The sequence below is a fragment of the Shewanella sp. H8 genome (assembly GCF_040285065.1).
GTDB classification, from domain to species: domain Bacteria; phylum Pseudomonadota; class Gammaproteobacteria; order Enterobacterales; family Shewanellaceae; genus Shewanella; species Shewanella polaris.
This window is the reverse complement of sequence record NZ_CP157213.1, coordinates 223822-245469: the sequence shown is the minus strand read 5'-3', so window position 1 is coordinate 245469 and position 21648 is coordinate 223822. Positions and strand designations below refer to the sequence as shown.

Genomic DNA, 21648 nt, shown 5'->3' with positions numbered 1-21648 from the left:
AGCACTTAATTTAAATAACCTCAAAGCATTACACTTTCCAACTAATTTGCTTGTTTGGAACAATGCTCCACAAGGTTTCAAGCTCAACTATGCTGCTGGATATTGTTTCTACGTAATCAGACGGGCATGCTTGTGGTCTCAATGTTAAAGACATATCCCTCAAGTATTGCTCATGGGCATTCTTCGACTCCCAATGGGATACGACCATGTAGTTATCCTCAAGAGTAATATGACGCCAAATATGAGCGCTTAACATTCCAGATTGCTGTAACCGTGGGGAATTCCAAATAGCCTCTTGATCTCGAGTAAACTTATCAAGGTTGGTAACACCAGAGCAGTAGATAATGCTAAATAATCCACCATGAGAAAAGTTTACATTTGAGCCAGAAATGATTGAAATTAATTCGAAGTAATCAACAGAACAACTGTTGTAGGTACTTTCCTGGTTATTACGTTTAAAGATCTCATCATGGATGCTTTTCATGAATTCACCCACATGACGTTGAGACTCCCAGAATCCTAGAATCGTCGCAGTGCTTGATGAATCCTCCCATCCGCCAGCTTGTCCACCAAATCCATCACAATTAGATAGTTGAGCCCACGAACATTGGCTTGTAGAGAAATCGCCTCTCTTGTCGCTATTTACATCACAAATAATCAATTTAGCAATAGTCAAATGTAACCCTTAATGTCTAATAACCATGCGAGCAACTCAATCAATAATTTAAGGCACGGTTGTTTTAGCAAAAAACAGACTAATACATTGTTAACTCAAATTGTATCGTTATAGGTTATATATTCCCAAGGCATAGCACTATGCCACCACCCCAAATATACTTCCCACTCCAGCCGTTAAGGCCATTGCTAGCGCGCCCCAAAAAGTCACCCTGATAGCACCTACAGAAATGGGGGCACCACCTACCCATGCAGCTATGCCACCAAGGAAAGCGAGAAAAACCAACGAAGACAATGCAACAGCAGGAATAAGTTGCTCTCCCGGAATGACCCAAGCAAGTAATAATGGCAATGCGGCTCCTACGGTAAAAGTACTTGCAGACGAAAATGCCGCTTGAACGGGTTTAGCATTGCCAATAACGGTAATCCCTATTTCATCTCTAGCGTGTGCACCAAGCGCATCATGTGCCATTAATTGCACTGCAACTTGTTGGGCTAAAATAGGATCAACACCTCTAGTTTCGTATATTTTTGCAAGCTCATTTTTTTCAAATTCATAATTCTGCTCTAATGAATTTTTCTCAAGTACAAGATCTGCTTTCTCCGAGTCTGATTGCGAACTAACGGAAACATACTCACCAGCAGCCATCGACATAGCCCCAGCAACCAATCCGGCAATACCTGCGAGGATGACACCTTGGTGTGTTGTGCTAGCGGCTGCCACCCCAATAATAAGACTTGCTGTTGAAACAATACCATCGTTTGCGCCAAGCACTGCTGCGCGTAACCAACCTGCACGATGTGATTTATGTGGTTCATGATAAACCATAATATTCCTCGATAATTGATAGTTATTTTACAACTAACATTTTAGTCTTTATGCGTTGCGCTCTTTTCAAACTACAAATCACTTATTGAACTGGGTCGATGTCTTGTTCAGATTAATGGCTTTAACTTACGGATTATGCTTTTACTTTGGCGATTTTGTTGATGCTAGTTAAGAGTTTCAGAGCAAATGTCGATCAATTGATGATGGGGTATTGGTAAGTTTCTCATCGAAATCCCTTTGTCATCCAAGTGTTATATCATCCATTTTCGAGTCTAGCCCATTTAATAATTACACTCAATGAATGCCTAATTTAGCCCATCACAATGGCAAGAAAAAATTAAACTACATTCAAACTCATCGTTTATTAATACTTTTTAGAAACGAGCTAATTAAGGTTTCTCATATATAATGATTATCATAAACACATTCGAAATATTGTAATTGTGATTGGTTCGGTTATTTTCGACTTGGTTATTCACATCCAACCGAGATGACGATTAAGGCATTTTTAATGATGTAATTGCGAAAAGACCAGCCTATCCAGATTTAGGTAGAATGAAATCTCTGATTGTATAGTATTCTAGAGCAAACAGGTTGACGGGGTTCTCAAGCAAAAAAGCTTTTTGTTTGTTAGTAGCTCAACCTGATTAAACATAATTATTCAATTTACTGCGAGAGCGTTATGATCAATCAGCTACAGGAAAAATATCAACTGTCGTTATTGTTGCTACTCAGCGCTGTCGCTGTGCTAGGCATTTTTCCGTTTGTAGTTATACGTTATCTAGCGGGCAACATCGTCGCAGCCATCATTGATATGATGCTGATACTGGGCATCATATCACTAGTTGCTTATGCGTATTACTCCAAAAAAATCCGAATTTTAAGCGCTGTAATAGCAGTATTTATTAATACCGGTGTAGTCATCATTGTTATTGCTAATGGAATAGATAGTTTTTTGTGGATTTACCCCGTCTTCGCAAGCACTTTTATTTTGGTAAAACCAGTTGAAGCCTTTTGCATTAATGTCGTCGCTGGCATTTCTATCGTAGAATTATCTGACGTTTTTAACACCATTTCAGAAGAATCTTTCATTGTAACAACCTCGATGTTGTCATTAAGTGCCTTCGTTTATGCCAGCCATGGTTTGAAGCAGTTTCACTTACTGGAAACACTCAATACTGTGGACGCATTAACCGGTGCATTTAATCGCCGAGCCATGAGATCAGATATGACAGCGGCAATATCCAACGCCGAGCGTAACGGTATTAAGCATTTGTTAGCCATTCTCGATTTAGATTACTTTAAGATGGTCAACGATAAATACGGTCATGCTGTTGGTGACAAAGTACTACAAGATTTTGTTACGATTGCCACTTCGCACATTCGTAAATACGATCGGCTTTATCGATTCGGTGGCGAAGAGTTTGTGCTATTAATCCCTGAGGTCAGTGATCAACCTGATGTGTTTATTAACAACCTTAGAACGACAATAAAAAAAGAGTTAACAACACCGGATGGCAAAGAAATAACGGTGTCATTTGGTGTTGCTTCCTGGGTTCCAGGTACAACAGCAGATACTTGGCTACAACGTGCAGATGAAGCGCTCTATCTCGCTAAGGCTAAAGGTCGTGACTGCGCTGTCTTTAGCAACTGATAGTAGTATTTATTTATCAAAATATGTAACACCTATAAAAGATACAATTAATCCTGTCTGTAGTAAGCGCAAAGAACTTGTTCATAGGTAACGTTGACTAGTTTAAATATTCAGTCGAGGCACATGATTCTCACCTAGACTTTAATAATTTTTCAAATTCTATCGCTGGTAATGGTTTAGAAAATAGGTAGCCCTGCGCATAGTCACAGCCAGCAGCTATTAACAAGTCTCTTTGTTCTTCGTTCTCGACACCCTCAGCAACAACTTTCAAATCAAGTTTGTGTGCCATTACAATGATTGCTTCGCACAAAGCCAGATCATTAGAATGGGGCGCCAAATTATCCACAAAAGATTTATCAATTTTCAGATAATCAATATCGAGTTTTTTTAGTGAAGAAAGTGATGAATACCCAGTACCAAAATCATCTAGTGATACCTGAATATTTGCATCTCTGAAGTCAAATAATTTCTGGTCGATACTGCTTCCATATTCCATCAATGCTCCCTCAGTAATTTCAACCATAATGGCATCACCGGGTAATTTAAGAGCGTCTAAATAGTCAAGCCAATCTTTAGCGCTAAAAGCATCGTTCTTATATTGTACTGGCGAAGTATTGATACTAATTTGGAAACTTGGCTCGATGGCGGTGCGCCAGCGAGCCGACTGCTGAGCGGCCTCACGAAATACCCAATCACCGATATCAACGATTAATTGGGTCTCTTCTGCAATAGGAATAAATTCGATTGGTCCAACTAAACCCCTTACTGGATGTTGCCAACGAATGAGAGCTTCAGCTTTATAAATATCACCAGTGATTAAGTTTACGATTGGTTGGTAATGTAATTGGAATTGATTGGCTGCTATAGCTATACGTAAATCACTAATCAAAGACATGCGAGATACTGCGTTCTGCTGCATCGACGGGGTAAAATATTGGAAACTATTCCCCCCATTACTTTTGGCGGCATACATTGCCTGATCAGCATTTTTTAGCATTTCAACAGGATCAGAAGCATCTTGTGGATAAAATGTGATCCCAATACTAGTAGAAATATAAGCTTTATTTTGACCTAACGTAAAAGGCTCAGACATTTTTTTAAGTAAGTTACTCGCAATTCGATCTACACAACTTGGGCTATCAAGTCCGCCTATTATCAGAACGAATTCATCGCCTCCAAGTCGGGCAATGGTATCGACATCTCGAGTAAGATTGAGTAAACGTTTTGCCACTTCAACCAGAAGAATGTCACCAATATCGTGACCCATAGTGTCATTAATATCTTTAAAACCATCTAGATCAAAGAATAATAATGCGATACTTTTATTCGACCGTTTAGCTATTTTAATTTCTTTCTCGAGATCTAAACTCGCCATTTGGCGATTAGCTAATCCAGTAAGTGAATCGTAATGTGCCTGCTCCCAAATCAACTGCTCAGATTGTTTTCTGACAGTAATATCCTCACACAAAGAGGCTGCCCCAATCGCCTTGCCTGCGGTATCCAAGATTGGCGTATTATACCATTCACAAGCAATTTTTTTGCCGTCTTTAGTAATATTGTAATTACTTCTTCGCGTCCCTTCTTTATGTTCCAATAAGTCCTTATAAACCTGATCAATCTCTATTTTAGATGTATCGATTAGGATCAAATCTATGGGATGACGTCCCATCGCTTCATCGGCAGAGTATCCAAAAATCTTTTCGGCTGTTTTATTCCATTGGGTGACATTGAAGTTGATGTCCCATGCTATAGCCGCTAAAGGCGTATTCTGCAGATGATGTGATAGTCTTGATTCACTTTCTCTTAACGCAATTTCTGTGTTCTGGCGGTCATCCATATTTTTCAACAGTAAGCCTAGGAATGCCGTAGCCAGTGTAAAGATAACCAGTCGTGGGATGGCTATAGTTGATAGTATTTTCTCAAACGCGGTGGCAGGTAACTGGGTTGATATTATTAATACAATAACTTGTATTAATAAGCCAAAGAGTAAGAGTTGCACTAAGTTAATTTTTACCCAGTCTTTTTTAACACAATATCGATAAATTAATCCTAAGCTAGTCGATACTATGATAATACCTATGCCTACGTATAAACCGCCTCCACCTAGAAGTAATCGATAACCTGCTGTAATGGTGGCGGCAATAATTGCGACAACTGGACCACCGAAGAGACCTGCTATACCCAGAACCACGGACCGAGGATCGACAATAACCCCAGAGTCCATATAGATAGGATAAATCATACCAAAAATACAAATACCAGCAAATAATGCACCAGACAATATTTGCTTAGTCATTTTGTTCGCGTAAAAATAATTAACAATAAACCCATATAACAAACTAAGCGATAAGATAAGTGTTATGGAATAAATGAGGTTAACCGTCATTAAAGTCCCTCATTGTTATTGTTTAATCGCATTATTGAGTCGGGGTTTGGATTGTATGACCATCGATATTCTTCAAATAAGGATTCAATTGAAAACTGGATAGAAAAAACACTAACTAAAGAAGGGCAAATGAAGCTCAAGCCATAAAAGAATAAGAGCATAAAAAAGAATGAGTAAAAAATCACCAAAAAATAATACTCCCAACTCGGTTAGTTCAGCACCAACGTATACCGTGTCTGATACGATGAAAACGGCTGTACTTACTTTCTATATATGTCGTCCATGATGTAGCCTCATTTGCTATTTAAGATTTTCTCTGAGTATTTACAAGCATAAAAATCAGTCAATTCTTTTAAATATAAGGGCATTACTTTTCTCAGAATAAAACTAGTTCACGCTCTTTGATTAGCATTTCCAATTACCTAGCTTGCCTCTATCTGAATACACGCTTTAGGAATGCCACTACAAACCGTTTGATTTAAAATTCATAAATCCATATAGCGTTATTTAACCTAATCCATTTAATCAAAAAAAACTAGATTTAATAACACGTGTGATATCAATATACTACGATTTAATCAGAAAAACCCCCTGGATAATCTAAAAAAATCTCCAAAACGCTATAGTTCTCTGATGGTTACCTCGGGTTCACAACTCGAACTGATCTACTATCACTAACTTAACTTAGTCGAAATATCACAAAAAGCGTAACCCCAAAACTAACCTCAAACACATTAACTACCCATTGGTTCACCTACATATCACATCAGACAAAATGGCAATATATTAATGGTTCATTCGCAATTTTAATGGTAAAAATCTATTCCCGTCGATTGAGCTAATGCGCGTGAGCCGCTTCGAATAATAACCCTCGTACATCTGGTTAGTATATAAAGTCACTATGTGACCTTATATACCGCTATACCGCTATACCGCACATATTGCTTTCATAGCATAAAAAAGGTCCAAATCGTTAAATTTGAACCTATTTACATGCTATCTAAAGTAGATAATAACCTTAGCGAGAACCCAAATGACTTAGCTAGACGACTTAGCTAGATTGCGCAATACATAATGCAAAATGCCACCATTTTGGTAGTAACTGAACTCATTAGGAGTATCAATGCGGATTTTAGCTTCAAACGAATGATGCTTACCCGCTTTGTTGGTCACGGTCACTTTAACGGTTTTCTGGCCAGCACTCACTGCAGGAATACTGAATTGCTCTTCACCAGTAAGCTTTAGTGACTCAGCACTGTCATCTGGCATGAACTGCAGAGGTAAAATCCCCATTCCAACAAGGTTCGAGCGATGAATACGTTCATAGCTTTGCGCTATAACCGCTTTAACACCCAACAGTGCAGGTCCTTTGGCGGCCCAATCTCGCGAGCTACCCGTGCCGTATTCTTTGCCCGCTAATACAATACAAGGCGTACCTTGCTGTTGATATTGCATGGCGGCATCAAATACGGTCATAGACTCACCGTTAGGCATTAAGCGAGTCCAACAACCTTCAGTTCCAGGAGCCAGCAGATTTTTTAGCCTTACATTGGCAAAAGTTCCACGCATCATCACTTCATGGTTTCCACGGCGTGAACCGTAAGAGTTAAAGTCCTTAATGGCTACCCCAGCTTGCTGTAAATAGTCTCCAGCAGGGCTGTCTGGTGCAATAGATCCCGCTGGTGAAATATGGTCGGTAGTGACCGAATCACCTAACTTAAGTAAACAACGGGCATTGTCGATAGCTTTTATTGTTGGAACCTCGGCACTGATCCCATTAAAGAATGGTGGTTGTTTGACATAGGTAGAATCTGGCCAGTTATATTTCTGGCTCTGGACCACTTCTAATCCTTGCCAGTCAGCATCACCACTGTAAACATCGGCATAACGCGACACAAACATTTCGCTTTGCACGGCGCTGGCCATAACCTGTTGGATTTCCTGATTGTCTGGCCAGATATCTTTTAAATAGACAGCTTTGCCATTGGCATCTTCACCCAGAGGCTCGGTGACCATATCGGCTTTCATATTACCGGCCAATGCATATGCCACCACCAGCGGCGGCGATGCTAAATAATTGGCTTGAACTTCTGGATGGATGCGGCCATCAAAGTTACGGTTGCCTGATAACACCGAACACACTTTCAACCTGCCCTGTTGTATCGCAGCGCTAACGGGTTGAGGTAAAGGGCCTGAATTACCAATACAGGTGGTACAACCGTAGCCAACCAACTGAAAACCTAAGGCATCTAAATCGATATTAAGACCCGATTTTATTAAATAATCTGTCACCACCTGTGAGCCCGGTGCAAAGCTGGTTTTTACCCAGGGTTTAACCTGCAAGCCTTTTTTACGCGCATTTCGGGCCAATAGTCCGGCGGCGATTAACACCGATGGATTAGAGGTATTAGTACAACTGGTTATCGCCGCTATCACCACCGCGCCGGCTTCCAGCACAAAGTCTTTATCTCGATAACGACATGCAACACCAGTACTGCCATCAGCGACGGGTACTTGCACCGATGGACCACCCTCGCTTGCCAACTCGTCTTTACCTTCGGCGTCGATGTGGCTCACTGGGATCTGACTATCCAACCATTGGCGGAAACTGACTCCAGCTTGCTCAAGTGCAATTCTGTCTTGTGGTCTTTTGGGGCCAGCGATAGAAGGCACAATACTGCCTAAATCCAGTTGTAATCTGGCGTGATAACAGGCTTTGTTGTCGGATGCGCTGGCCCACATGCCCATCTGTTTAAGATATGCCTTGATCAACGCGATACGCTCTGGATCACGACCGGTAAGCTTGAGGTAATCTAGCGTTTGTTGGTCAATCGGGAAAATGCCACAAGTAGCACCGTATTCTGGCGCCATATTGGCAATGGTCGCCCTATCGGCCAAGGTTAATTGATCGACACCGGCACCAAAAAATTCAACAAACTTACCTACCACGCCAAATGAGCGCAGTTGTTCGGTCACGGTTAACACCAGATCGGTAGCGGTAACCCCTGGAGGCAATTTACCGATAAATTCAAATCCGACAATTTCGGGTAACAACATGGTAACAGGTTGGCCTAACATCGCGGCCTCTGCTTCTATGCCGCCCACACCCCAGCCCAATACACCCAAACCATTGATCATAGTAGTATGAGAATCTGTCCCAACTAACGTATCGGGGTACAATAGATTATCTTCATCCTCTTTGACAAAAACCACTCTCGCCAGATATTCCAGATTGATTTGATGTACGATACCGCGCCCTGGCGGCACCACTTTAAAGTTATCAAAGGCTTGCTGACCCCAACGCAAAAACTGATATCGCTCGCGGTTTCGTTGGATTTCAATGGCGGTATTTTTTTGTAGTGCATCGGATTCAGCAAACACATCAACCATCACTGAATGGTCAATGACCAGCTCCACCGGGTTGAGTGGGTTAATAGCGTCTGCATTACCACCTAATGTCTCAATCGCATCACGCATTGCGGCCAAATCGACCACCGAAGGTACACCGGTAAAATCCTGTAAAATAACCCTAGAGGGCACAAAAGCAATTTCAGTTTCTGACCAGTTATCTAGATCCCAGCGGGCCAAGATATCAATATCCTCAGGCTGAACAAATTCAGAGTTCTCATAACGCAGTAGGTTTTCTAATAAGATTTTAGCGGCAAAAGGTAAGCGAGATAAATCGTAGTGTTCGGCTAGTCGATCAAAGCTGTAATACTTGAAAGTTTTTCCGTGACTCTCAAGTTGTTTCAATAATTGCATAGAATTTTTCATTACTGATCTCCCTATAAACGTTTATTGGCACTTCATGCTAAGGTTACCCTAACATATTCGAATCTAAAATCGACCCGGAAAAAAACTATGAGCAAAATGCGTATAGAACATGACAGTATGGGGAAAATTGAGGTACCAAATGATGTTTATTACCAAGCGCAAACCCAACGAGCACTGAATAACTTTCAGTTTTCAGATCGGCGCTTTCCGACGCCAGCTTTACTCGCCCTACTCGACATAAAATCAGCGGCAGCACAGGCTAATAGCCAGCTAGATTTGCTAGATAACGCCATGGCCACCGCGATTCAACAAGCAATTGTCGCCAGTAAGAAGCTTGATTTTTCAAAACACTTTCCGCTAGATTTGTTCCAAACAGGTTCTGGCACCAGTTCTAATATGAATGTTAATGAAGTGATTGCCAGCCTTGCCAGCGTCATTTTGCAGGTAAAAGTTCACCCTAATGATCATGTCAATATGGGCCAAAGCAGTAACGATGTGGTGCCCGCCTGTATTCACATCAGCACAGTGCGGCATTTAAAGGCTCAACTGTACCCAGCCATTACAGATCTAAGCGACAGATTGGCGGATTTGGCTATACAACATTCAAACCTGGTCAAAACTGGTCGCACCCATTTAATGGACGCCATGCCGATTACGCTTGGCCAAGAACTGCAATGTTGGCAACAACAGCTAAACAGTGCTCAAGCTCGAATTCAGCAAGTTGAGCTGAGCCTGCATCAATTGCCATTGGGCGGCACTGCGGTTGGCACTGGTGTTAATTGTGACCCCAATTTTGCCAAACTTGCATGTGATGATTTACAACAGCAAGATAAAATCCCTTGGCAGGCGGCGGTAATGCCTGCGTTGTATATGAGTAGCCAAGATCACACCTTAGCCATGGCTTCGGCGCTCAAAGGGTTAGCGGTTACGTTATTGAAAATCGCCAATGATTTACGTTGGATGAACTCTGGCCCTGTTGCAGGGTTACAAGAAATTAGCTTAACGGCGCTGCAACCCGGCTCATCGATAATGCCCGGTAAGGTTAATCCCGTTATCCCAGAAGCCGTAGCCATGATTGCCGCTGAAGTCATTGGCAATGAAACTACCATTACCATCGCAGCACAATCGGGTAATTTTCAATTGAATGTGATGTTGCCACTGATTGCCGACAAGCTACTGTCCAGTATTGATTTATTAACCCATGCCTGCCAGGCCATGACCGACAAAGTGTTTGCCGAGTTTACGCTCAATGCCGAGCATTTAACCCAAGCATTGGAGAAAAACCCCATTCTGGCTACCGCACTTAATTCAGTGGTGGGTTACGATATGGCCGCTAAAATAGCCAAACGAGCAGATAAAGAACATAAATCAGTATTAGCTATTGCACTTGAAGAAACTAAGCTTGGCGAAGATGAACTAAAAGCAATACTCGATCCATTACATCTTGCAAAGCCCCATAAGTAACAGGCCACAAACTAGAAAATAATGTGCAGTCTCTTATGACTAACAAGCATTAATAACGGGTTTATTGCACGTTAATGAAACACGGTTAGCAGGGCACAGAACGGTTTGATTACCATTTTATATTCCGAACTGAGGTTATTTAACCCCGTAAATCGACATATCACACTAACAAGACTCGTCGAGAGTATAAAAAAACGCTATGCAGAGTAATCACTGCATAGCGTTTATTTATGAATCTAACTAACAATTCGCAATTAACGATTAACGCAACAATAGCAGTGGGATGCGGCTTTTGCTGATCATTTTGGTGGTATTGCTACCCACAAAAAACTCACGAATACGTGAGTGACCATAAGCGCCCATCACCATCAAATCTATTTGGTTAGCGACTTGATACGCTTCTAAAGCCGCTTGCACCTCGCCCTTACATACGGCGGTGATCACGCTAAAGTCTACGTTACTCAAAGAGTCTGCCGCTGCTGCCAGTTCAGTTGTCGCTTGGGATTCATTGTCAGACACCATCACCAAGTGGCATTCCAAGCCTTTTAGCATCGGACTCGTAGCCACTTGATTAAGGGCTTTTTTAGCTGTTGCACTGCCATCGTAAGCAAAAATAAATCGCTTTGGCGCGGTAAATTCAGCCATGACCACTAAAATAGGTTGCTTAAGAGTGCGAATAACACTTTCTAAATGGCTGCCAATAGCATGTTCTTGATGTTGTTCGCCTTGGCGACCCAACACGACCAACCTTGCTTTAGGTTCTTGCTCTAACAGGGTTTCAACTAAGTCACCATGTCGCTGTAGCGTTTCCACCAATGCTGTAGGTTGTTGCCCAACGACACGTTTTTTAGCATCTTCGAGCATAAACTTACCTTGCTCAAGTGCCAGTTTACTTCTGCGGCCTTCAAGGATAACCATCTCATCAAGTAGATGCTCACGCGTACCTAAACCGATGTTTCCCGATAAATCCAACTGTGTTGGGTAAAGCGATTTATCTAATACATGTAGTAGGGTCACTGGGGCATTTAATTGCATCGCCGCCCATCCACTGGCATCACATACCGCTAAGGTTGCTTTTGAACCGTCGATACAGGCAATCACATATTTCATCATTATTTTCCTTATATTGTGTTGCTCAGGGCTTAGTGACCAGACATCATTTTTTCAACTTCTTCAGGCTTATCGTGCACCCCGAATTTATCGACAATAGTTGAACTGGCTTCGTTAAGGCCGATTAACTCAACCTCGGTGCCATCACGACGGAATTTAAGTACCACTTTATCGAGTGCCGATACTGCGGTAATATCCCAAAAATGTGCCAGTGATAAATCAATAGTCACCTTCTCAACCACTTCTTTAAAATCAAATGAGTTACTGAACTTATCGGCAGAAGCAAAAAAGACTTGGCCAATAATTTGATAATGGCGGCCCGTTTCAGCTGTGGTTTCTGCACTTTTAACCACCATAAATCGACCGACTTTATTAGCAAAGAATAACGATGCCAGTAATACCCCTACAAATACCCCAATCGCGAGGTTATGGGTAGCAACAACCACCACAACCGTGGCCACCATCACAAGGTTAGTCGACATTGGGTGATGTTTAAGATTACGAATCGAATCCCAAGAGAAAGTACCTATAGATACCATGATCATTACCGCAACCAATGCCGCCATAGGAATAAGCTTTAACCAATCACCGAGAAATACGATCAAGATAAGCAAAAAGACACCCGCCGAGAATGTTGATAAACGTCCGCGACCGCCAGATTTAACATTGATAATAGATTGACCAATCATGGCACAACCAGCCATACCACCCATTAAACCTGCACCAATATTGGCAATACCTTGGCCTTTACACTCACGGTTCTTATCACTTGGAGTATCGGTTAAGTCATCAACAATTGTGGCTGTCATCATCGATTCCAACAAACCCACTACGGCAAGACCCGCTGAATAAGGAAAGATGATCATTAAGGTTTCAAGGGTTAATGGCACTTCAGGCCAAAGGAAAATAGGTAAGGTGTCAGGCAGCTGGCCCATATCACCTACGGTGCGGATATCGATACCCATAAACACAGCAACAATGGTCAGTCCGACAATACACACTAAAGGCGAAGGTAAGGATTTACCAATGACAGGAATTAACGGGAATAAGTAGATGATACCAAGCCCTGCTGCGGTCATGGCGTACACATGCCAAGTCACGTCAATTAACTCTGGCACTTGAGCCATAAAGATTAAAATAGCCAGCGCATTGACAAAGCCTGTGACCACAGAGCGCGAAACAAAACGCATCAAATTACCTAGCTTTAAGTAACCAGCAACTATTTGCAGCACACCTGTTAATAGGGTTGCCGCGAGTAAGTATTCAAGCCCGTGCTCCCTAACCAAGGTCACCATTAATAGTGCCATAGCACCTGTTGCAGCAGAGATCATTCCAGGACGACCACCAGTAAAGGCAATCACAACCGCAATACAAAACGAAGCATATAGGCCGACTTTAGGGTCTACCCCTGCAATAATAGAAAAGGCTATTGCCTCTGGGATTAGCGCCAGTGCAACCACAATACCGGCTAACAGATCTCCGCGTATGTTGGAGAACCACTCTTTCTTCATGGTTTGTATCATGTTATTCACTCTGTTTAAAATTAGTCATTTACTCCAACAACACCCGTCAACGCTAGACATATACATCTGCGCACACCAACAAAGGTTTTAATTCGTCAAACGACGGGATGCTATTGAGATTATGGGGTAAAGCAAAACAACCACCAAGCAGGTAGCCACTACAGATGGATCGTAGTGATCCAAGAAGGAAGGATTAACTAATGCGGCTTAATGTTCATTATAAAAAATAACCTCGTTAAACGCTAAAAAGCGTAAGGTTTGGTTTTAAATTATACAAGTACAACCTAAAACAGCGCAGAAGAATAGCGCTGAACGGGTTAAAAGTCAAAATGCATAAATAAATAACCACTACGCTGGCTATGGTCAGATTAGTCTTATTTATGACATAAAAGTCATTATATCCCTTGATTAATTGAGTTTTTTTTACGATAAACTGAGAGAAAACTTTATTTCGACTAAATAGGTAAAGGCAACGACTTTTTGGCAACCATAAATTTAACAACATGATTATTGGTAGTTTGTTATTTAATTTATCGTAAACACGCCAAATTATTATTTTTCGACCGCAATAGTATAAAAATGAAGAGTAACACTTTAATCAGATTAACTCAGCCTAACGTTGCTAACCTAGGGTACTGTTTAACTACATGGCTTACTAAGGCTATTACTCGTTAATATAAAGATCACTTTGCTTCAGCACATTCCGAATAAACTCTGGATCGGCTAAAACGGTTCGATAAATCCATTTATAGAAATACTTGGAGTTAGTCGATATCACCTCATTAGCTTTTTGTTTGCCTAGCAACTCTGTAAGTGCATCGTACTCCAGTAGACAAACCGCAAGATGTAAATAGGTTGAAAACACACCATCAGCACCTTCTGGTCCAGTAATTGGTGCATTGGGGTACTTTTGCTTCAATGTAGCAACCACCTTATTGACCTCTATTTGGCGAGAGTCTTCAAACCAATGAATTTGTTCATGCAAATATTGCGATAAAAATGAACCATCATCGCTTGGGCGGCTTACAGTGATCGTTAGTGTTGGGTGACTATATGGTCTTGTTGCCGACTCATCTATCAGTACCTTGTCTGTAAATGTCCATTTGGCTAAATCATATTGTTGAGTCACTCGTTCTAATTGTAACTGTTTCAATTTTTCTTTGTCTGTATGGCTAGTTAACTCAACATCTAATTGAGCGTTCGCCCCAAATGTCAGTAAAGATAAAAATAACAACAAATGATATTTCATGGGTTCTCCTTGATACCAAAATTTACCGCCCAAATTTAAAGACCATAAAGTGACTCTACATTAATCAATAAGCGCTGCGATAAATGAATAAGCTATGCAAGCTAAAATACATTATCACTAAAAAGCCCACATTAGCCGACAGAATTAAGTGCCACACATCACATTATTGTCGTTATTGGGATCTTTAATCGTAATAATGTGGTTAAACATGTAATATTTTAGTTAAAATACTGTTTCAATTAATATTTATTTAATAATTTCATGGTTTCCCTAGCGTGATTCACTTCCAATTACTAGCCCCTTATTGTTATTCTCCTGCCAATGATAATTACTAGCTGGATCTGTTGATTCAACTGCCCACTCCTTTAAGCTCAGCCGGAAACGTTTGTTGAAATTAACCTGCTACCAATACCTTGCTAAGCCGTTTAATCGTGTCGCAAGGCTTTCCAAATTGAGTAAAGCACATTTAACCTTGTGTTTCGGGTTACTGTTGCTGCAGCCTTTAGCTGATTCATTGTCTATGTCGATAGGACATGTTGTCGATATCAGTGAATTTATTGCCGTTATTGACACCTTATTAGCTGAAATTATGGGCGCAAGCTTACTGGGTCTGCTGATATTAAATCCATTGGTTATCGACCAATTTTGGCGTTTATTCAACCTCAATTCTACATTTTGTAATCTCCTTGCACTTAGTTACGCATTAAGTGCCTTATCTGTTGTTGTCCCTAAATCTCTTGAATACACGGCACACGGTTGCCGTGCCCCACCTCTACAAGCTTAAATTTTTTAATTTAAATACATCATTCGCAAAACGATATTGCCTTAAGAGCTACACCAGAATCACTGATAGTTGATTTGGGTTAGTCCTTGGGTGCGGTTATTTGCGTTCGATGATTATTCTGCAACTGCCGATCCCCCCTATTGGCAGGGTAGTAAGCTTTTAAGGTGAGAGGAATCTTCCTTTGTTAATTCAAAATTTACGTAAATCAGCCCTAGTTGCATTAGCATTTATGCTCGCGGGTTGTGAAGGCGGCGTGCTGGATCCCAAAGGCCAGATCGGCATAGATGAGAAACATCTCATTATTGTTGCGACATTGCTGATGCTGATTGTGGTCATTCCAGTCATTTTCATGACTTTGTATTTTGCATGGAAATATCGTGATGGCCGCGATGAAGAAATTTATGCGCCAAAATGGGCACACTCTACCGCGATTGAAATTGTCGTGTGGGTCATTCCGATTGTTATTGTGATCATTTTGGGTGTTATCACTTGGAATTCGACTCACGATTTAGACCCCTATAAACCGCTAGTGCATGACGCGAAACCCGTTACTGTAGAAGTGGTGTCACTGGACTGGAAGTGGTTATTTATCTACCCAGAATATGGCATTGCGTCGGTTAACGAATTGGCCTTCCCTGCCAATGTTCCAGTTAATTTCAAAATCACTTCAGATACGGCGATGAATTCATTTTTCATTCCGCAGTTAGGCAGCCAAATATACTCAATGGCAGGCATGGCAACCAAGCTACACCTTATTGCTAATGAGCCGGGTACCTTTGAAGGTATTTCAGCTAACTACAGTGGTGCTGGTTTTGCTGGTATGAAGTTTAACGCCATTGCAACGGCAACTGCTGGTGATTTTGATGCCTGGGTTGCTAAGGTAAAACAACAAGGTAACACCTTGGACGTTGAGCAATATAAGCAACTAGCCCAAAAAAGCGAAAACAACCCTGTTCAATATTATGGGTCAGTGCAACACGGCATGTTTAATTACATTGTTATGCAGTACATGCATCCAGACTCGAATATGAAATCAATGGGCAGTATGGAAGGCATGCACGACATGGGCAATATGGAATCAATGTCTGGTATGGATCATACCCAGCATATGCAAAACATGGAGCACATGACTGACACAGACGCTGAACCACATTCTGGACAATCCACTACACACTCAACCACAGAGCATTCTTCAATTGCTTCTGGGGAGGCGGAGTAATCATGCCATTTCTTGGAAAATTAACACTCGAGTCTATTCCGTATCATGAACCGATTATCATGGTGACCCTTGCGGCTGTCGCTATTATTGGTGTCATTATTGCGGCTTTAATCACTAAACATCAAAAATGGGGTGTGCTTTGGCACGACTGGTTAACCTCAGTTGACCACAAAAAACTCGGTATTATGTATATCGTGTTAGCGATGGTAATGCTGGTTCGTGGGTTTTCTGACGCGATTATGATGCGAACCCAGCAAGCTCTTGCCACTAATGGCGCAGCGGGTTATTTACCACCAGAACATTACGACCAAATCTTCACCGCCCATGGCGTGATTATGATTATCTTTATGGCGATGCCATTTATGATTGGTTTAATGAACTTGGTCGTACCGCTGCAGATTGGTGCCCGCGATGTGGCATTCCCATTTTTAAACAACTTAAGTTTTTGGCTCACTACATCTGGGGCGATATTAATCAATATCTCGCTTGGATTAGGTGAATTCGCCAAGACTGGTTGGGTAGCCTATCCACCCTTGTCAGAGTTGGCATACAGTCCGGGGGTGGGGGTTGATTATTATATCTGGGCCTTGCAGATATCCGGTATCGGGACAACCTTAACCGGGGTGAATTTTATCGCCACTGTGTTAAAAATGCGTGCTCCGGGCATGAAGCTGATGCAAATGCCCATTTTCACCTGGGCTTGTACTTGGGCTAACGTGCTAATCGTGGCGTCATTCCCAATTTTAACCGCTGTTTTAGGTATGTTGACCTTAGACCGTTATTTAGATTTCCACTTCTTTACCAATGATGGTGGCGGTAACGCCATGATGTACATCAACCTATTTTGGGCTTGGGGTCATCCTGAAGTATACATTTTGGTATTACCGGCTTTCGGTATTTTCTCTGAAGTGTTTTCAACCTTTACTTCGAAGCGCTTATTTGGTTACACCTCTATGGTGTGGGCAACGGGTGCGATTTCTGTCCTTGGCTTTATTGTCTGGTTACACCATTTCTTTACCATGGGGTCGAGCGCTAACGTTAACGCCTTCTTCGGGGTGATGACCATGGTGATTGCGGTGCCGACTGGGGTAAAACTGTTTAACTGGTTATTTACCATTTATCGCGGTCGTTTACGCTTTACCGTGCCAGTATTGTGGTCCTTAGGCTTTATGGTGACCTTCACCATCGGCGGTATGACCGGAGTATTGTTAGCATTACCTGGCGCTGATTATGTACTACATAACAGCTTGTTTTTAATCGCCCATTTCCATAACACCATTATTGGCGGTGCGGTATTTGGCTACATGGCGGGGTTTGCCTACTGGTTCCCTAAAGCAATGGGCTTCAAACTCAATGAACGTTTAGGAAAAGCATCTTTTTGGTGCTGGCAAATTGGCTTCTATTTGGCCTTTATGCCGCTGTACGTGCTTGGCTTTATGGGTATGACACGTCGTCTTAATCATACCGATAACCCAGCGTGGAACTTCTGGATTTATTTTGCGGTTGTGGGTGCCTTTGTCATTCTAGTCGGTATCATTTTACAGTTTGTGCAATTGTATGTGAGCTTCCGAGACCGTGAACAAAACCTTGATACAACAGGCGATCCATGGAATGGCCGTACACTTGAGTGGTCAACATCTTCACCACCACAGTTCTATAACTTTGCTCAGTTAGATCCTGTAACTGACATTGATGCGTTCACCGACATGAAAGAAAAAGGCACGGCCTATCAACGTCGTGAAACATACCAGCCAATTCACATGCCTAAAAATACTGCCAGCGGTATTACCATGGCTGCGTGTATTACTGCCATGGGCTTTGCGGCAATTTGGCATATCTGGTGGTTAGCCATTGTTGGGTTTGGCGGTGCGTTTGTGTTGTTCTTACTGCGTGCTTACGACAATGATGTTGACTACTACGTGCAGCCAGATGAAGTCGCGCGTATTGAAAATGCACACATAGATAACGTAGCAAGGGGTCGATAATGAGTATTGCTATTAAAGCAGATTTACACGTGGCTCACGCTGCAGATCACCATGATGAACATGACACTAATGGTAGCACTTTATTTGGTTTTTGGATTTATCTAATGACCGACTGTATTTTATTCGCTTCTGTTTTTGCGACTTATGCAGTCCTGTATATGAACACCGATGGTGGTGTGTCGGGTAAAGATATTTTCGAATTAGATTTCGTGCTTATCGAAACCGCCGCCTTGTTGGTCAGTAGTATTACATATGGCTTTGCCATGATTTGCGCTAAACACCAAAAGAAGGCCGCCACATTAATGTGGTTGCTGGTCACCTTCGCATTAGGTTGTGCGTTTATTTCGATGGAAGTGTACGAGTTTAGTCACCTGATTGAACACGGCAATGGTCCAGATCGCAGTGCCTTTTTATCAGCATTTTTTGCCTTAGTCGGCATGCATGGTTTGCATGTTACCGCGGGCTTAATTTGGATGCTGGTTATGATGGTTGAAGTCATCAAGTGCGGTTTAAATAATCGCAGCATCACTCGTCTAAGTTGTTTAAGTTTGTTTTGGCATTTCTTAGACATTGTTTGGGTGTGTGTGTTTACCGTCGTTTATTTATTAGGAGTCTTGTGATGAGCAATGCACATTCAAGTCACGGCGAAGGCGATTTTGCCGCTAGCGTGAAGTCTTATTTCGTCGGCTTTGTATTATCGGTGGTCTTAACCGGTATTCCATTTTGGTCGGTAATGACTCACAGCTTTACTCATGACACCACCTTATGGATTGTAGTCGTAGCGGCAATAGTACAAATCGTGGTGCATTTAAAATACTTCCTTCATTTAGATTTTTCTAAAGAAGGTAAAATCAATACATTCTCGTTCTTATTCACTGCATTGATTATTGTCATGGTAGTGGGTTTGTCTGTGTGGATTATCTACGCAGCCAATGATTTGATGATGTAACCGACAGCTATAATGAATAATCAAGGTCTATCTATGTCAGCACAATTAACCTCACGCTTGCGAGGATATGTTCAGGTCACTAAGCCTGGCATTATCATGGGCAATTTAATTTCTGTCGCTGGCGGTTTTTTACTCGCCGCTCAAGGTAACGTAGATTGGACCTTGATGCTTGCCACCATGATAGGTTTGTCATTGGTGGTGGCGTCGGGTTGCGCAATCAATAATTGTATTGATCGCGACATCGACGCCAAAATGCAGCGCACCCGTAATAGGGTGACCGTTACCGGTGAAATATCGGTACAAGCGGTATTGAGCTTCGGTATTGCCCTTGGTGTTGTGGGCTTTGCAATGCTGGCGATATTCACTAATAGCCTAGCGGTGTTATTTGCCGCCATTGGCTATGTTGTTTATGTCGGCGTTTATAGCCTGTACATGAAACGCAACTCGGTTTACGGTACTTTAGTCGGCAGCTTCTCTGGTGCTGTGCCTCCGGTTGTGGGTTATTGTGCGGTTACTGGGCAAATGGACATGGGCGCAGTTATTCTGCTGCTGATGTTTAGCCTATGGCAAATGCCACATTCTTATGCAATTGCGATTTTTCGCTTTGACGACTACGCCGCAGCTAACATTCCAGTATTACCTGTGGCTGAGGGCATGGCTAAAGCAAAATTGCATATTGTGCTCTATATTGCGGTGTTTGCATTAGTGAGCGCGCTATTACCACTCGCTGGTTACACAGGTGTCGCCTTTATGGCCGTTACCTGCGCCACCAGCTTGTGGTGGTTAACCATGGCGCTAAAAGGTTATCGTCACGGCATAAACCTGCAGTCTTGGGCTAGGCAAGTGTTTGGATTTTCCATTATCACCATCACGGCATTAAGCGTCACGATGGCATTGGATTTTCAAGTCGTTGCACAAACGCCGTTACTGACATGGGTGCAATAAATTAATACTAAAAAATTAAGCCCGCCACATTATGTTGCGGGCTTTTTTATTTGATTAATTGGCGATTTTGACTAGGATTAGCTCTTATTAGATTTAGTACTCACTTAATTTAGTACCTACCTAATACTGCCGCTCACGGTGATAAAAATCGGAATTTCTGCAGCAAACATAAAAGGAACTTATGTTTATGGTGCCACATAGCAATCAACTCACATCGCTTTTGCTTACCACCTTTAAAAGCATCACTCTACTATTAGCGCTGGCTTCTGGTTTATTCACGATCAACCCACTGCATGCGAACCACGAATTACAGGTAACTGAATCTACCCAAGATCTCTTTGGCAATTGGATAATAGACACGTCAGAGAAAATAACACTATTGCAGTTAAATCCTGATCACAGTTACTTACACATCGAATTTAACTTGCTTGAACCACAAAATAGCGTCGCCGAATGGGGCCGAATAGACATACACCCCTCAGGCGTACGCTTTATCCCAAGCTATAGTAATAATTCGCGACAAGGCCTTGTTGCATATCAAATGAACCATCCAAAACTACAAATGGCACTAACCCTAGAATCCGCAAAGTTAGTATTTACTATCGACACTAATGCTGACAGCGTGATGGATGAACAACATGACTATCAAGCCTACCCCATTCAATCAATCTACGGTGTATGGCACCAACAAATGACCTCAGCATTAAGCAGCTTGCTGTTTCTCGACAATGGTTATTACGCCGTAGTGAATATTAACGTACACCAAGACCCGCAAGCGCATCCACATTACACTCACTTACAATGGGGACACTTCGATATCCAACAACACCAACTTTTCATCAGTCCTATTTTTGATAACCATCCACAGCAAAGTGTTAGTCAACTCGGCATCATACCAAGCATTTTCTATCATCAAAACCGTCAACAATTAGCCCTATCTTTTGACAGCGATAAAGACAACTTAAGTGATTCTTTGCAGCTATTTACACGATAAACCTCTATTTCCAGCTATTTAGTTACAATTTCTGCCACAATCAGCTATTTAAATTCAAACGATTACACTTCATACTGAGCCATTGCTGGTATCAATAGTGTTTAAAGG

16 protein-coding genes are annotated in these 21648 nt (G+C 41.9%); 9 read left to right on the top strand and 7 right to left on the bottom strand.

The genetic code is table 11. From position 1 onward, the window contains the following. Positions 1-28 precede the first annotated feature (28 nt). Positions 29-676, bottom strand: coding sequence for a YdbC family protein (locus ABIS04_RS01030; protein WP_137223768.1), 648 nt, complete (start codon positions 674-676; stop codon positions 29-31). Positions 677-814: 138 nt separating this feature from the next. After that, the gene (locus ABIS04_RS01025; RefSeq protein ID WP_350432307.1) at positions 815-1504 is read right to left on the bottom strand and encodes a VIT family protein; all 690 of its coding nucleotides are present in this window, start codon (positions 1502-1504) and stop codon (positions 815-817) included. Positions 1505-2186: 682 nt separating this feature from the next. Here ABIS04_RS01025 and ABIS04_RS01020 point away from each other — a divergent pair. Next, positions 2187-3158, top strand: a complete 972-nt coding sequence (locus ABIS04_RS01020; RefSeq protein WP_140233034.1) for a GGDEF domain-containing protein — start codon at positions 2187-2189, stop codon at positions 3156-3158. A 130-nt stretch (positions 3159-3288) separates the two neighbouring features. Here the strand turns inward: ABIS04_RS01020 and ABIS04_RS01015 are convergent, their stop codons facing one another. Both ABIS04_RS01015 and acnA read right to left on the bottom strand, forming a co-directional pair. Continuing rightward, on the bottom strand, positions 3289-5454 hold the full coding sequence (locus tag ABIS04_RS01015; RefSeq protein WP_350432305.1) for an EAL domain-containing protein: 2166 nt from the start codon (positions 5452-5454) through the stop codon (positions 3289-3291). A gap of 1128 nt (positions 5455-6582) precedes the next feature. Continuing rightward, positions 6583-9318, bottom strand: a complete 2736-nt coding sequence (acnA, locus tag ABIS04_RS01010; RefSeq protein WP_350432304.1) for an aconitate hydratase AcnA — start codon at positions 9316-9318, stop codon at positions 6583-6585. An 87-nt stretch (positions 9319-9405) separates the two neighbouring features. Here acnA and ABIS04_RS01005 point away from each other — a divergent pair, with 87 nt between their 5' ends. After that, positions 9406-10782, top strand: a complete 1377-nt coding sequence (locus ABIS04_RS01005) for a lyase family protein (protein ID WP_350432303.1) — start codon at positions 9406-9408, stop codon at positions 10780-10782. A gap of 261 nt (positions 10783-11043) precedes the next feature. Here the strand turns inward: ABIS04_RS01005 and ABIS04_RS01000 are convergent, their stop codons facing one another. The 3 genes from ABIS04_RS01000 to ABIS04_RS00990 all read right to left on the bottom strand — a co-directional run bounded on the left by ABIS04_RS01000 (position 11044) and on the right by ABIS04_RS00990 (position 14664). Then, positions 11044-11892: a universal stress protein gene (locus tag ABIS04_RS01000; protein WP_140235484.1), complete on the bottom strand. Its 849-nt coding sequence runs from the start codon at positions 11890-11892 to the stop codon at positions 11044-11046. 32 nt (positions 11893-11924) lie between these two features. Continuing rightward, positions 11925-13415, bottom strand: a complete 1491-nt coding sequence (locus tag ABIS04_RS00995) for a SulP family inorganic anion transporter (protein WP_137223774.1) — start codon at positions 13413-13415, stop codon at positions 11925-11927. Positions 13416-14079: 664 nt separating this feature from the next. Next, positions 14080-14664, bottom strand: coding sequence for a hypothetical protein (locus ABIS04_RS00990; RefSeq protein ID WP_350432302.1), 585 nt, complete (start codon positions 14662-14664; stop codon positions 14080-14082). Between the two features lie 388 nt (positions 14665-15052). Here ABIS04_RS00990 and ABIS04_RS00985 point away from each other — a divergent pair, with 388 nt between their 5' ends. From ABIS04_RS00985 to ABIS04_RS00955, 7 genes are all read left to right on the top strand, one after another. Then, positions 15053-15448 (top strand): hypothetical protein, encoded by a 396-nt coding sequence (locus ABIS04_RS00985; RefSeq protein ID WP_350432301.1) that lies wholly within the window; start codon positions 15053-15055, stop codon positions 15446-15448. Between the two features lie 181 nt (positions 15449-15629). After that, positions 15630-16667, top strand: a complete 1038-nt coding sequence (cyoA, locus tag ABIS04_RS00980) for a ubiquinol oxidase subunit II (RefSeq protein ID WP_350432300.1) — start codon at positions 15630-15632, stop codon at positions 16665-16667. 2 nt (positions 16668-16669) lie between these two features. After that, a complete protein-coding gene (gene cyoB / locus ABIS04_RS00975) occupies positions 16670-18652 on the top strand; it encodes a cytochrome o ubiquinol oxidase subunit I (RefSeq protein WP_350432299.1) in 1983 nt (660 codons plus the stop codon). Further along, positions 18652-19272, top strand: coding sequence for a cytochrome o ubiquinol oxidase subunit III (cyoC, locus tag ABIS04_RS00970; protein WP_350432298.1), 621 nt, complete (start codon positions 18652-18654; stop codon positions 19270-19272). Before cyoB ends, cyoC begins: the two co-directional genes overlap by 1 nt. Then, positions 19272-19601, top strand: a complete 330-nt coding sequence (gene cyoD, locus ABIS04_RS00965; RefSeq protein WP_350432296.1) for a cytochrome o ubiquinol oxidase subunit IV — start codon at positions 19272-19274, stop codon at positions 19599-19601. The genes cyoC and cyoD overlap by 1 nt, the downstream gene beginning before the upstream one ends. Before the next feature lie 12 nt (positions 19602-19613). Next, positions 19614-20546, top strand: a complete 933-nt coding sequence (cyoE, locus tag ABIS04_RS00960; protein ID WP_350432295.1) for a heme o synthase — start codon at positions 19614-19616, stop codon at positions 20544-20546. Between the two features lie 187 nt (positions 20547-20733). Continuing rightward, complete coding sequence (locus tag ABIS04_RS00955; RefSeq protein ID WP_350432294.1) at positions 20734-21540, top strand: hypothetical protein; 807 nt, start codon at positions 20734-20736, stop codon at positions 21538-21540. Positions 21541-21648 lie beyond the last annotated feature (108 nt).

Excerpts from the sequence above, each read along its gene's own strand:
- ABIS04_RS01025 (WP_350432307.1), bottom strand. The coding sequence starts at position 1,504 with ATGGTTTATCATGAACCACATAAATCACATCGTGCAGGTTGGTTACGC.
- ABIS04_RS01020 (WP_140233034.1), top strand. The coding sequence starts at position 2,187 with ATGATCAATCAGCTACAGGAAAAATATCAACTGTCGTTATTGTTGCTA.
- cyoE (WP_350432295.1), top strand. The coding sequence starts at position 19,614 with ATGAATAATCAAGGTCTATCTATGTCAGCACAATTAACCTCACGCTTG.
- ABIS04_RS00955 (WP_350432294.1), top strand. The coding sequence starts at position 20,734 with ATGGTGCCACATAGCAATCAACTCACATCGCTTTTGCTTACCACCTTT.
- ABIS04_RS01015 (WP_350432305.1), bottom strand. The coding sequence starts at position 5,454 with ATGACTAAGCAAATATTGTCTGGTGCATTATTTGCTGGTATTTGTATT.
- ABIS04_RS01000 (WP_140235484.1), bottom strand. The coding sequence starts at position 11,892 with ATGAAATATGTGATTGCCTGTATCGACGGTTCAAAAGCAACCTTAGCG.
- cyoB (WP_350432299.1), top strand. The coding sequence starts at position 16,670 with ATGCCATTTCTTGGAAAATTAACACTCGAGTCTATTCCGTATCATGAA.
- cyoD (WP_350432296.1), top strand. The coding sequence starts at position 19,272 with ATGAGCAATGCACATTCAAGTCACGGCGAAGGCGATTTTGCCGCTAGC.
- ABIS04_RS01005 (WP_350432303.1), top strand. The coding sequence starts at position 9,406 with ATGAGCAAAATGCGTATAGAACATGACAGTATGGGGAAAATTGAGGTA.
- ABIS04_RS00995 (WP_137223774.1), bottom strand. The coding sequence starts at position 13,415 with ATGATACAAACCATGAAGAAAGAGTGGTTCTCCAACATACGCGGAGAT.
- acnA (WP_350432304.1), bottom strand. The coding sequence starts at position 9,318 with ATGAAAAATTCTATGCAATTATTGAAACAACTTGAGAGTCACGGAAAA.
- cyoC (WP_350432298.1), top strand. The coding sequence starts at position 18,652 with ATGAGTATTGCTATTAAAGCAGATTTACACGTGGCTCACGCTGCAGAT.
- ABIS04_RS00990 (WP_350432302.1), bottom strand. The coding sequence starts at position 14,664 with ATGAAATATCATTTGTTGTTATTTTTATCTTTACTGACATTTGGGGCG.